A 12,454-nucleotide genomic window follows, 5' to 3' on the forward strand; every position below is an offset into this window, starting at 1 on the left:
GGAGGGCGTGCTCTCCGTCCTGCTGGACGTCTTCCGCCAGCCCGCGATCATCGTCGCGCTGATCTCGCTCGTCGGCCTGCTGCTGCAGCGCAAGGCGTTCAGTGACGTGCTCAAGGGCACCGTGCGCACGCTCGTCGGGTTCCTGGTGCTGGCCGCCGGTGCCGGCGTGGTGGTCGCCTCGCTCGACCCGTTCGGCGCCATGTTCCAGCAGGCGTTCGACGTGCAGGGAGTGGTGCCGAACAACGAGGCCATCGTCGGCCAGGTGCTGCTCGACTACGGCTCGGCCGCCGCGCTGATCTTCTTCTTCGGGTTCATCGTCAACGTGCTGCTGGCCGCGACGACGCACTTCAAGTACATCTACCTCTCGGGTCACGTCGCCTTCTACATGGCCGCGATGATCGCCGTGATCCTCGGCGTCGCCGGGTTCCCGGTCTGGGGCGTCGTGCTCTGGGGTGCACTGCTGCAGGGTCTCGTCACGACGCTGTCGCCGGCGATCGTGCAGCCCTTCATGCGGAAGGTCACCGGCTCGAACGACGTCGCCCTCGGCCACACCGGCGGTGCCGGCGTCGCCCTGAGCGGCCTGGTCGCCACGCTGACCCGTGGCAAGGGGACGCCGTCGAAGTCGACCGAGGACATCACGTTCCCGAAGGGCCTCGGATTCCTCCGCGACACCACGGTGATCGTGGCGCTGTCGATGGCCGTGATCTACGTGATCGTCGCGCTGTTCGCCGGGGCCTCGTTCGTCGAGACCGAGCTGAGCGACGGCCAGAACTACATCGTCTACGTCGTCATGCAGGCCGCGACCTTCTCGGCGGGCGTCTTCGTGATCCTCGCCGGCGTGCGCGTCGTGCTGGCCGAGATCGTGCCCGCGTTCAAGGGCATCAGCGAGCGCCTCGTCAAGAACGCGATCCCCGCGCTCGACGTGCCGATCACCTTCACGTTCGCCCCGAACGCCGTGCTGATCGGGTTCCTCGCGAGCTTCGTCGGCGGCATCGTCGGCATGTCGGTCATGATCTTCGCCGGCACCGCCATCGTGATCCCGGGCGTCGTCGCCCACTTCATGACCGGAGCCGCCTCGGGCGTCATCGGCAACGCCGCGGGCGGTCGACGCGGTGCCGTGCTCGGTGCCTTCGCCAACGGTCTCGCGATCACCTTCCTGCCGCTGTTCCTGCTGCCGGTGCTCGGCGACATCGGGCTGTCGAACTCGACCTTCTCCGACTCGGACTACGGCGTGGTGGGCATCCTGTTCGGCCAGATCAGCCTGGCCGGAGGTCAGATCGCCGTGATCGTCGCGATCCTCGCGTCGCTCGTGCTGGTGTACGCGTCGAGCCTGTTCGTGCGGGCCCGTGCCCGCCGGAACGGTGGCCGCGACGGTGGCGCCGACGGCGACGCCGGCTCGGGCGATGCGGCGGCGGCCGCCGACGGTACGCGCGTCGGCCAGACCGCCTCGGCGCGCTAGGTCGGTCGGCCTCCCGGCTGACGGTCGGCCTCCCGGCTGACGACGGGCGGGTTCGGCGGGAACGGTCGTCTTCGGACGCCCGCCTCCCCCGGACCCGCCCGTTCTGCGTGTCCGGGCCGTCCGTCGATCACGATCACCGCGCCTCCTCGTCCCGACTGCTCGGTCGAGTGGTCCGAGATCGTCCTTCCCGGCGGGGTGGAGGACGATCCGGGACCACTCGACGGGAGCGTCAGGGCGTCAGGGCTCGAGGTGTGCGTAGTCCGGCAACTCGAGCGCGTCGGCCGGCGGGGTGGAGAAGCGCGCCCCGAGCCGACCCGCGACCCGGGTCGACGCGAGCCGCACCCCGGCGTGGAACAGCGCGACGCCGGCGCGGGACGTCGGGTTGGCGACCCGCGGCACCCCCGGTGGCAGCTGCTGTGCCTGCTCGACGTACGGCCGCATCAGCCGCTCGTACCCGGCGAAGGCGTCACGGTGGTGACGGTGCGAGGCGAGCTCTCCGGCCAACACGTAGGCCCCGGCCAGCGACAGGCTCGTGCCCATGCCGCTCACCGGCGAGGCGCAGTACGCGGCGTCACCGAGCAACACGACCCGGCCCGACGACCAGCGCGGTGCCCGCACCTGCCCGATCGACTCGAAGTAGAGGTCGTCCGCGTGGTCGAAGCCGTCGAGCACGCGTCGGGCCTCCCAACCCGCGTCGTCGAAGATCTCGTGCAGTCGGGCCCGCTGTTCTGCGACGGTGCGACGCTCGGCCCGGCCCCGCTCACGGGTGCGGTCGGTGACCAACGACATCGCGGCGCGCATCGTCCCGTGGGGGTCGGGCCGCAGGGTGATCGAGCGACCTCCGGCGGCGTTGTACCAGCGCCACCAGTCGTCGTCGGCGGCCGTGCGCGGGATCGTCGCATACGTGGTCTCGAGCCCCAGCGACCGGATCGTCGGCTCGTCGCCGAACACCAGGCGCCGCGTCGACGAGCCGATGCCGTCGGCGGCGACCACGAGGTCGAAGCGTTCGTCGGGAGCGTACTCGAACGACACGACGACGCCCCGCGAGCCGGACCCGGGAGGCGCGGTGCCGACGGGCGTGGAGGCCGCGGTGGTCGTCGGGTCGCCTCCGGTGGCGGCATCGGCTGCGGGGTCGGCGGCCCCCACCCCGCCCCCGACCTCGTCGTCCTCGCGAATGCCGGTGATGCGGTCGCCGAAGCGGTACGTGGTGCCACGACCCCGGCCGTCGCCCCTGGTACGCCCGACGAGGAGCCGCGCGAGGTCCCCCCGCAGGATCTCGAGTTCGGCGGTCGCGCCTCCTGAATCGGAGGTTCCGGCGGGGAACTCGGCGACCGTGCCGCCCGTCGGCCCGACGAACCGGGTGCCGACCTCGCCCGTGGTGGCGGCGCGGACGTCGTCCTCGAGGCCCATGCGGCGTACGACCTCGCGGCCTGCACCACGGACGTCGACGTTCTGCCCGCCGGTCCGCAGCTCGGGGGCTCGTTCGACGATCGTCGTCTCGAACCCGTAGCGGTCGAGCCAGTAGGCGAGGGCGGGCCCCGCGATGCTGGCACCCGAGATGAGGACGCGGGTGCGCGAGGTGGGGATGGTCACAAGTTGCTCCCTGGATTGATAATCAACGATATTGGCAATCTACACGGCTATCGTGGAGTCGTGACCGACATCGACCCCCACGACCGCCCCGATCGCGACGACCGCACCCGGGCCCGGCGTGACGGTCGCGAGCTGCCCGCGGACGACATCCGTGCCCGCGTGCAGCAGGTGTCGGTCCGACAGCAACGGTTCGAGCGGCACCTGGCCGAGCGCCTCGGCGTCGACCGGGCCGGGCTCGACGCCATGGACCACCTGATCACGACCGGCCCCGCGACCCCGAGCGAGCTGGCCCGCCGCGTCGAGGTGTCGACGGCGGCGATGACCCTCGTGCTGAACCGCCTCGAGTCGGCCGGTCACGTGCGGCGCGCGCGACACCCCTCCGACGGCCGCAAGCTGATCGTCACGGCCGAGCAGGCGTCGGCCGACCGGGCCTACGAGCAGGTGCTGCCGATGATCGACGGCATCGAGCGCCTCGTCGACGGCATGGACGAGACCGAGCGGGCGGTCGTGCAGGGCTTCCTCGACCGGCTGATCGCCGTGTACGACGACGCGACGCCCTGAGGCCGTCCGGAGCTCGTCGACGAGATGTCACGACGTGCCGGGATGAGACGCGGCTGCGGGCTCGGAGCGGCCCGGCCGGCGATGGATCAGCAGGGCGCCTACGGCTGAACCGGGTCGCTCCACGACGGGAACGGCGCGTACTCGCCCGGCACCGACTCCTCAGGGAAGTCCGCCGGGTCACGATCAGCGATCGCAGAGACCAACTCGCCCGAGCCCCCGTGCGAACCAACTGGTCTGTACCGAGGAAGTTAGCATCCTCCCGTCCAGGGAAGGCCGGGCGGCCGTGAGCCGGGCCGCCGTGGGCTCAGTGTCTCGCGCCTCCTGACGCCCCGAGGTCGAGCAGCCACTCGTGGGCCGCCGCGACGAGTGCGTCCACGCCGTTCGTCAGGGTCGGCTCGACGACCGGCGCGTAGAGCGGCGAGTGGTTCGAGGGCAGCCGTCCGACGATGCGGGCGAGGTCCGCGGGCGAGGCGGCCTCGGCGAACGACGCGGGGTCGGCACCCCCGAGCAGCCAGAAGCTGCACGGCGCACCGGCCGCGGTGGCGAGGATGCCGACGTCCTCGCTGCCCGTCACCGGCCCGGGAGCGATGACCTGCTGCTCGCCGAAACGACGCACCAAGGAGGCGCGGGTGCGGTCCGCCGCGGACGGGTCGTTCACGACGGCCGGGAAGCTCTCGTAGTGCTCGACCGTGGGCGGCTGCGGTGCGCCGGCCGCCGCGGCCTCGCCCTCGGCGATGCGCGTGACGGCGGCGAGCGCCCGTTCACGGACGTGCTCGTCGAACGACCGCATGCTGATCAGGATCTCGGCGGTGTCGGGGATCACGTTGTTCTTGGTGCCCGCGTGGATCGACCCGACCGTGATGACGAGCCGATCAGCGGCAGCGGTCTCGCGCGAGACGATCGTCTGCAATCTCAGCACCGCGGCCGCGGCCATGACGATCGGGTCCACCGTCGTGTCGGGGCGCGACCCGTGCCCACCGCGACCGTGGAAGGTGATGCGGATGCCGTCCTGCGCGGCGAAGGCGGGGCCGGACTGCAGGGCGACGAAACCGGCCGGGAACGGCGCGACGTGCTGGCCGAGGACGACGTCGGGAGTGGGGATGCGGTCGAACAGCCCGTCGGCGACGAGTGCGCGGGCGCCGGCACCGAGCTCTTCGGCGGGCTGGAAGAGCACCTCGAGGGTGCCCGACCAGGTGTCGCCGCCCGCCAGCTGGCGGGCGGCACCGATGAGGCAGGTCACGTGCACGTCGTGACCGCAGGCGTGCATCACCGGCACGTCGCGCCCGTCGGGGTCGGTGCCTCGGGCCGTGCTGGCGTAGTCCAGGCCGGTGGCCTCGGCGACGGGCAGTCCGTCCATGTCGGCCCGTAGCAGCACGGTCGGGCCGTCCCCGCGGCGCAACACGCCGACCACACCCGTGCGCCCGACGCCGGTGTGCACCTCGAAGCCGAGGGCGGTGAGCTCGGCCGCGACGATCGCGGCCGTCGCGTCCTCGTGGAACGACAGCTCGGGGTGCCGGTGGAGGTGCCGGTACAACTCGCCGAGCGGTGCGCCCACGGCGGGCGGCCGGGCGTCGTCGGGGAGGGGGCGCGGCTGGTCGGTGCCGGTCGAGGTCATGAGGTGCTCCTCTGGTGGTACGTGGGTGGTTCGTCGTCACGACGCTACCCACCACCCCCGTCACTCGCCATGTGCCCGCCGCCCTCTCGTGACGGTCGACCAGCCCTACCCTGGAGGGGTGATCGAGACGCCCGACGACCTCATCCCGCTCGTCGACCGGTGGGTCGAGGGCTGGGCGCTCTCGCGCGGCGCCGCTCGTCGCCGCGACGGAGACGCCTGGCGGGTCGAGGTGGCGGCCGCGACCCGGTCGCTCGAACGCATCGTGGCGCAGCCGAGGCCGGCCGAACTCACCCGCCTCGTCGACGAGACGACCACGCCCGGCGTCTGGCTCTCGGTGGTCGGCCCCCTCGACGACGTCGCCCGCCAGACCTTGGCCCGGCTCGACGCCGTGACGCACGCCGAGCGCATGATGACGGCCCCCGTGTCGGCGACGCCGTCGCCCCCGGGGATCGTCGTCGACGACGACGACCAGGTCGTGCACGTGCGGGACGAGGTCGACGGCGTCGTCGCCGCCCGCGGCCAGGCGGCGGTCGTCGGCGAGCACGTCGTCTTCGACCGCATCGCGACCGACCCCGACTTCCGGAGGCGCGGGCTGGGTCGCCGCGTCATGGCCGGTCTCGAGCACGGGGCCGCCGCCCGAGGAGCGACGACGGGTCTGCTGTTCGCGAGCGTCGACGGTCGCCGCCTCTACGAGAGCCTCGGCTGGCGCGAGGTCGCCGAGCTGGGCACGTGGCGGGGCCGCGGCCTCCCGGGGTGACGACCCGCGCCTCCTGATGGCACCGAGGTGGCACGACCCGCCGCTCACTTTCGTCGTCGAGCGGCACGTCGTGACATCTCGCGGCGGCGTGGGCGGCCACCTGCCACGATGACCTCGTGACCGAGCGCGCACCCGACACCGGCGGCCGACCTGCCCGTAGCCCGGCCCGTGGCCCGGCCCGCAGTCCGAGCCGCGTCCGCGAGGTGCTGTCCGCGTTCTCGGTGCTCGGGCTGACGTCGTTCGGCGGTCCGATCGCACACCTCGGGTACTTCCGGGCCGAGGCCGTGACGCGACGACGTTGGCTGGGCGACGGGCCGTACGGCGACCTGGTGGCGATCGCGCAGTTCCTTCCGGGGCCGGCCTCGAGCCAGGTCGGGTTCGGGCTCGGCCTGCTGCGGGCGGGCCCGGTCGGGGCGCTCGTCGCCTTCGTCGCGTTCACCCTGCCGTCTGCGCTGATCATGTTCGCCGTGGCGACCGGTGTCGGCCTGCTCGACGGCGTCGTCGGGTCGGCGATCGTCGCGGGGCTGAAGATCGGCACGGTCGCGATCGTGGCACATGCCGTCATGGGCATGTGCCGGACCCTCGCCCCGGATCGGACGCGCGCGAGCATCGCGGTCGCCGCCGCCGTCCTCGCGCTGACTCTGACCGGACCGGCCGGACAGCTGTCGGCGATAGCACTGGGAGTGCTGGCCGGGCTCGTCTTCTGTCGGACGGCCGAGCCCTCCGCCGGTACGAGCCCGTCCTCACCCCTCCGCTTCCCCGTGACCCGGGCCGCCGGCGTCACCTGCCTCGCGGTGTTCGCGGCGTTGCTCGTCGGCCTGCCCGCCCTGGCCTCCGTCACCGGTTCGGGCACCGTCGCGCTCGTCGACGTCTTCTACCGCGCCGGAGCCCTCGTCTTCGGCGGCGGCCACGTCGTCCTGCCCCTGCTGCACGCCGGCTTGGTCGAACCCGGCTTCGTCGACGACGACACCTTCCTGACCGGTTATGCCGCCGCCCAGGCGGTCCCGGGCCCGCTCTTCACCTTCGCCACCTACCTCGGCGCCGTGGCCGACATCGGACCAGGAGGCGCGCTCGGGGCCGTGCTCGCGACCCTCGCGATCTTCGCGCCGGGTCTCCTGCTGCTGGTCGGGGTGCTGCCGTTCTGGAACACCCTCGGCGACCGCACGCCGGTCCGAGCCCTGATGCGCGGAGCGAACGCCGCGGTCGTCGGCCTGCTCGCCGCCGCCCTCTACGACCCGGTCGCGACGACGGCGATCACCGGTCCGGGGTCGTTCTGCCTCGCCCTCGTCTGCTTCGTGCTGCTGGTCGCGTGGCGGACTCCGCCGTGGGCCGTCGTCGCGGTGGCGGCGGCCGGCGGGCTCCTGCTCGCGGTGCTGCCCGGCTGACCCGGACCCGTCCGAGCCCGGCCCCGCCCGGCGAGGCACCCGCGCCCCGCCCGCACCCCGTGTTCTGCTGGAGGCATGCCGTTCGACCAGAGCCTCGTCCCGTGGATCATCGCCGCCGTCCTGCTCGTCGCCCTGATCGTCGTCGCCGTCGTGCTGCGCGCCCGGGCGAAGCGCGCCCTGGCCACCGCGAAGGCCGCCGCCGACGAGCAGGCCCGAGCCGCCCGCGAGCAGCACGAGGCCCTCGCCGCGGCCCACGACGACGCCCTCGCCCAGGCCGCCGCCGACCACGCCCGCGAGCGCGACGCCCTGGGTGCCGAGCGCCAGGCCGCCCTCACCGAGGCGAAGCAGGCCCGCGACCTCGTCGCGGCCGGGCTCAAGTGGGAGGCCACCTCGCGCGACGACATCGCCGACGCCTGCCGTCAGCTGGGCGTGGACGCCGTGTTGCTGACCAACGTGGTCTTCGTGCCCGTGGCGACCAGCGCCTCCTCGCGGTTCGTCGCCCAGGTCGACCACGTCCTGCTCGGCGAGACCGGCGTGATGGTGATCGAGAACAAGGGCTGGAACGGCATCGTCTTCGACGGCCTGACGCCGAGCAGCGTGTTCCCGGCGTTCGCGGGCCTGTTCGACGAGAGCACGATGACGCCGCCGTTCGCGCTGCAGGTCGTCAAGGACTCCCCCACCGTGCTCACCGTGCGGACCCACCTCGGCCGGGACGCCCCGGCCTCGCAGGTGCGGCGGCAGGCGCAGCGGTTGTCCGACCGGGTGCAGGCCGAGACCGGCGTCCGGCTCTGGTTCGACACCTGCGTGTTCTACTCGCACCGCGACGCGACGGTCTTCGCGACCGAGCGCGACGCCACCGACGGAGGCGCGGCGACGGCGATCGTGTCGCATCGGTCCCAGCTCGCGGGCGTCGTCCGCGAGCTGACCTCGCGTCCGACGAAGAAGCTGTCCCGGGCCCGGGTCGACGACCTGGCCCGGCTGTTCGCGTCGTACGGCGCCGACGTGCTCCGTTTCGGTGCGTACGCCCAGGAGGCGTGGGTCGCGTCGGCGCCGGAGGTCGCGGAAGCGCAGGAGGCGCGGGTCGCGTCGGCCCCCCAGGTGCAGGAGGCGCGGGTCGCGTCGGCACCGGAGGCCGCGGACGTCCAGCGCCCCGACCCGACCGAGTGAGTTCGGCGAGACGACCCGACGTGCCGCTCGTCTTCGAAGGTGAGCGGCGCGTCGTGACATCTCGACCCTCCGTCACCGGATGACGGGGTCGCCGCCCGACCCCGGCCCCTCGCCCAGCCCGTCGAGGTCGACGGCGCCCTCCCAGTCGCCCGCGTGCCGGCACGCCGCGGCACCCGACAGGCTCGCGAGCCGCAGGCGTCCGGTCAGCACCTCGCCGCGGGCCCACCCCGCGAGGTAGCCCCCGACGAACGCGTCCCCGGCGCCGACGGTGTCGACCACGTCGATCTCGTGCGCGACGCTTAGGGCCCGATCACCGCCGTCGATCGCGAACGCGCCGGCCGCTCCCGCCGTGACCACGACGTGCCGGTGGCCCGCCCCGGCCAACGCGTCGGCGGCGAGCTCGGCCTGCTCGAGGCCTGACGCCCGGGTGTCGACCTCGAACGAGGGCCCGACGAGGAACGGCACCTCGTCGAAGCTCGCGACGACGAGGTCGGCCGCCGCGGCGAGCTCCCGGTGCGCTTCGGCGGCGGGCCGGTCACCCCACAGGCGCGGCCGGTGGTTGACGTCGAACGAGACGAGGGCGCCGGCCTCGCGGGCCCGCGTGACGAGGTGCCGGACGGCCTCGGCGGCCGAGTCCGAGAGGCAGCCGGTGATGCCCGTGACGTGCACGAGGGTGCCGGGGGCGAGGTCGAGGTCGAGCGCGTCGACGTCCGCGGCGGTGAGGGCGCTGCCCGCGCAGCCGGCGCGATGGTACGAGACGGCGGTGCGACCGTCGGCCCGCACGTCCTTGACGAGCAGGCCGGTGGGGCGATCCGGGTCGACGACGGTGCGGACGGTCACCCCCTCGGCCCGCAACTCACGGACGACGCGTCGGGCGAGCGAGTCGGCGGCCACCCGGCCGGCCCAGACGACCGGGACGCCCAGGTGGGCGAGGGTCATGGCGACGTTGGCCTCCGCGCCGCCCGTGCCGACCGTCACCTGCTCGGCCCGCCAGAGCTGCTCGTCGGGTCCCGACCGGAAGACGGCGAGGCCCTCGCCCACGGTGACGACGCGCTCGATCGACCCCTGGGCGTGCCCCCGGGCGCGCCCCCGGCCCTCGAACCCGCTCGGGACGCCGCTCATGCCGTCACCTCGTCGCGGAACGCCCGGGCACGGTCGGTGACCAGGTCGAAGCGGCCGGCGGCGACGGCGTCGCGCGGGGTGATCCAGCTCGTGCTGATCGAGTGCACGGCGTCCCCGCGATAGGACGCGGCCTCGGCGAGGCCCACCCCTCCGCTCGGCACGAACCGGAGGTCGGGGAACGGCCCGGCGAGCGCCGAGATCGCCGCCGCGCCACCGAGCTGGGCCGCGGGGAAGAACTTCTGCACCGCGAACCCTGCGGCGCGTGCCCGCATCACCTCGGTGGCCGTGGCCACGCCCGGGACGTGCGGCACCCCGAGCGCGCGGCACCGGTCGGCGACGGACTCGTCGAGCCCGGGGCTGACGACGAACGTCGCCCCGGCCTCGACGGACGCGTCGACCTGCTCGGCCGACAGTGCCGTGCCGCACCCGACGACGAAGTCGGGCACCCCCGCCATGGCCAGGAGCGCCTCGATCGCGCCCGGGGTGCGGAGGGTCACCTCGGCGCACGGCACGCCGCCCGCGACGAGGGCGCGGGCGAGCGGAACGGCCTGCCCCGGGTCGTCGATCACGACCACGGGCAGCACATGGATCTCGGAGAGGCGGATGAGGACGTCGACGGCGCTCATGCCACCACCCAACCATCGCCCGCCCACGCCGCACAACGACCGGGCGTCGCCTGGGGACGACGCCTCGCCCCCAGGAGGCGCGGTGCGCGTCCTGCCCACACCGCGCCTCCTCGGGTCCTCGGTTCCGTCGGCCGCACCCTGTAGCGTCGGGGGGACGACGAGGCAAGACGACACCTGTGGTCGACGGACCATCCAGGGGCGAGGGGATCGGCATGGGACGCGTGACGGAGGGTGCCGACGCGGTCGGGCGAGCGCTCAACACGGCCCTGCGTCGCGTGCCTCTCGAGAAGGTGCCGCTGTTCCGGCAGTCGTTCATCGCGCTGTTGATCGTGCTGGCCGCGGTGCTCAGCGCGACCCTGCCCTGGCTGATCGTCACCGACGCGATCACGATGTGGCTCGGCGTCGGGGTGGCCGTCGCCGCGCTGGTGTTCGCCGCCCTGATGGCCCGCCACGCCGAGCTGCGCCGGTGGGAGATGCTCGTCCCCGCCGCCGACTTCGTCGCCGTGGGGCTGCTGCGCTACGGCACGGGCGACCAGCGCTCGGTCTTCCTGCCGATCGTGCTGCTGGCGGTCATCTGGGTCGCGTCCTGGCCCGGCCGGCGCAACGTGCTGCTGCCCCTGGTCGGAACGTGTGTCACCTTGCTGTTGCCGTACCTGTTCACCTCGGACGGTCGGGGCCCCAGCGAACTGATCCGCCTGGCGTTCGCCCTGATCGTCTACGCGACGGTGGCCGCGGCCGTCAACGAGCTGGCCCGCCAGGCGAAGGCGCGCCTCGAACGGGCGCGGGCCCAGCAGCACGCCGTCGAGCGCGAACTGAACCGGGCGGCCGTGGTGCAGCAGTCGCTGCTGCCTCCCGACGCCTCGACCCTGCCCGACGCCTTCGCGGTGTTCGGGGCGTGCGTGCCGGCCCGCGAGGTCGGCGGCGACTTCTTCGACTGGTACCCGACCTCGTCCGGCATCGCCGTGACCGTCGGCGACGTGATGGGCAAGGGCGTCGGCGCGGGCATGATCGCGGCCGCGGTGCGCTCGGTGATCCGCAGCAGCGTCGACGACGGCGACCCGGCCGAGGCCTTCCACCGCGCCTCCGTGGGGTTGACGACGAGCGCCTACGACACCGAGACGCAGTTCACGACGTCGTTCCACGCCCGCATCGACGCCGACGGCGGCGTGCTCTGGGCCGACGCGGGGCACGGGTTGGCGTTCATCCGGCGCGCGGCGGGCGGCGTCGACCGTCTCAACTCTGCCGACCTGCCGATCGGTGTGGGCACCGCCTGGCATCGGCACCGCTCGCAGCTCGACGCGGGCGACGTGTTCGTCTGCGTCAGCGACGGGGTGCTCGACCTGTTCCCGGTCGAGCTCGAGGCGCTGTACGACCTCGAGCAGCTGCTCGCCGCGACCCCCGAGCCGGCCCGCATCGTCGAGGTCGTCGAGGGGCTGGCCCGCGAGCGCGAACGCAGCGACGACGTGACGGTCGTCGCGACGACGCTCGTGCCGACGTCGGTGCCGGTGCGCCCCTGAGCTGGGCGGCGACCGGCTCGCAGGAGGCGCGGTGCCTGTCGGACGCACACCGCGCCTCCTCGTCCCCACCCTGGGCGCGGTGCCTGCCATGCTTGCCCGATGACCCGCGCGCTGCTCATCGTCGACATCCAGCTGGACTACTTCCCCGGGGGTGCGTTCCCCCTCGTCGAGCCCGAGGCGGCAGCAGCCGCCGCCGGCGCGACGCTCGAGGCATTCCGGGCGTCGGGCGAACCCGTGGTGCACGTCTTCCACGTCTCGACCGGCGACGGCGCGACGTTCTTCCGACCGGGCACCGCCGGCCTCGCGTTCCACCCGACCGTCGAACCCCGTGACGGCGAGCTGGTCGTCGAGAAGCACGTGCCGAACAGTTTCGTGGGCACGGGACTCGAGGCGAGCCTCCGCGAGCGCGACGTGACCGAACTCGTGATCGTCGGGATGATGAGCAGCATGTGCGTCGACTCGACCACGCGGGCCGCGCACGAGCTCGGCTTCACCTGCACCGTCGTCGCCGACGGGTGCGCAGCCCCCGACCTCGTGCACGGCGGGACGACCGTCGCCGGCCGCGACGTCCACGCGGCGTTCATGGCCGCCCTCGACGGCAGCTTCGCGACCGTCGTCACGAGCGAGTCGCTGCTCGCGGCCTGACCGCTCG

Annotated in this window: 11 protein-coding genes; 7 read left to right on the plus strand and 4 right to left on the minus strand. The window is 73.6% G+C overall.

The genetic code is table 11. From position 1 onward, the window contains the following. Positions 1-7: 7 nt before the first annotated feature. On the plus strand, positions 8-1,459 hold the full coding sequence (locus SJY14_RS01415) for a PTS ascorbate transporter subunit IIC (protein WP_396599567.1): 1,452 nt from the start codon (positions 8-10) through the stop codon (positions 1,457-1,459). A 237-nt stretch (positions 1,460-1,696) separates the two neighbouring features. Here the strand turns inward: SJY14_RS01415 and SJY14_RS01420 are convergent, their stop codons facing one another. Continuing rightward, positions 1,697-3,052, minus strand: a complete 1,356-nt coding sequence (locus SJY14_RS01420; protein ID WP_396599568.1) for an FAD-dependent monooxygenase — start codon at positions 3,050-3,052, stop codon at positions 1,697-1,699. 60 nt (positions 3,053-3,112) lie between these two features. Between SJY14_RS01420 and SJY14_RS01425 the strand changes: the two genes are divergently transcribed. Then, a complete protein-coding gene (locus SJY14_RS01425; protein ID WP_396599569.1) occupies positions 3,113-3,613 on the plus strand; it encodes a MarR family winged helix-turn-helix transcriptional regulator in 501 nt (166 codons plus the stop codon). Positions 3,614-3,917: 304 nt separating this feature from the next. Here the strand turns inward: SJY14_RS01425 and SJY14_RS01430 are convergent, their stop codons facing one another. Continuing rightward, positions 3,918-5,228, minus strand: coding sequence for an amidohydrolase (locus SJY14_RS01430; protein ID WP_396599570.1), 1,311 nt, complete (start codon positions 5,226-5,228; stop codon positions 3,918-3,920). Positions 5,229-5,346: 118 nt separating this feature from the next. Here SJY14_RS01430 and SJY14_RS01435 point away from each other — a divergent pair, with 118 nt between their 5' ends. The 3 genes from SJY14_RS01435 (at position 5,347) to SJY14_RS01445 (ending at position 8,537) form a co-directional block, all read left to right on the plus strand. After that, a complete protein-coding gene (locus SJY14_RS01435; protein WP_396599571.1) occupies positions 5,347-5,985 on the plus strand; it encodes a GNAT family N-acetyltransferase in 639 nt (212 codons plus the stop codon). A 203-nt stretch (positions 5,986-6,188) separates the two neighbouring features. Then, entirely contained in the window at positions 6,189-7,370 is a 1,182-nt protein-coding gene (gene chrA, locus SJY14_RS01440; RefSeq protein WP_396600238.1) for a chromate efflux transporter, read from the plus strand. A gap of 75 nt (positions 7,371-7,445) precedes the next feature. Beyond that, positions 7,446-8,537 (plus strand): nuclease-related domain-containing protein, encoded by a 1,092-nt coding sequence (locus tag SJY14_RS01445; RefSeq protein WP_396599572.1) that lies wholly within the window; start codon positions 7,446-7,448, stop codon positions 8,535-8,537. A 72-nt stretch (positions 8,538-8,609) separates the two neighbouring features. On the opposite strand, the gene SJY14_RS01450 is transcribed toward SJY14_RS01445, so the two are convergent. Next, positions 8,610-9,659, minus strand: a complete 1,050-nt coding sequence (locus SJY14_RS01450; RefSeq protein WP_396599573.1) for a sugar kinase — start codon at positions 9,657-9,659, stop codon at positions 8,610-8,612. Further along, the gene (locus SJY14_RS01455) at positions 9,656-10,285 is read right to left on the minus strand and encodes a bifunctional 4-hydroxy-2-oxoglutarate aldolase/2-dehydro-3-deoxy-phosphogluconate aldolase (protein ID WP_396599574.1); all 630 of its coding nucleotides are present in this window, start codon (positions 10,283-10,285) and stop codon (positions 9,656-9,658) included. Before SJY14_RS01455 ends, SJY14_RS01450 begins: the two co-directional genes overlap by 4 nt. 212 nt (positions 10,286-10,497) lie before the next feature. Here SJY14_RS01455 and SJY14_RS01460 point away from each other — a divergent pair, with 212 nt between their 5' ends. Together SJY14_RS01460 and SJY14_RS01465 are read left to right on the plus strand one after the other, a co-directional pair. Then, positions 10,498-11,802 carry a PP2C family protein-serine/threonine phosphatase gene (locus tag SJY14_RS01460; protein WP_396599575.1) on the plus strand — a complete coding sequence of 435 codons (1,305 nt, stop codon included), beginning with the start codon at positions 10,498-10,500 and terminating at the stop codon, positions 11,800-11,802. Between the two features lie 99 nt (positions 11,803-11,901). After that, positions 11,902-12,447, plus strand: coding sequence for a cysteine hydrolase family protein (locus tag SJY14_RS01465; RefSeq protein ID WP_396599576.1), 546 nt, complete (start codon positions 11,902-11,904; stop codon positions 12,445-12,447). The last annotated feature ends 7 nt before the right edge of the window (positions 12,448-12,454 follow it).

The sequence above is a fragment of the Frigoribacterium sp. R86507 genome, from assembly GCF_044597695.1.
In the GTDB taxonomy this organism is placed as follows: domain Bacteria; phylum Actinomycetota; class Actinomycetes; order Actinomycetales; family Microbacteriaceae; genus Frigoribacterium.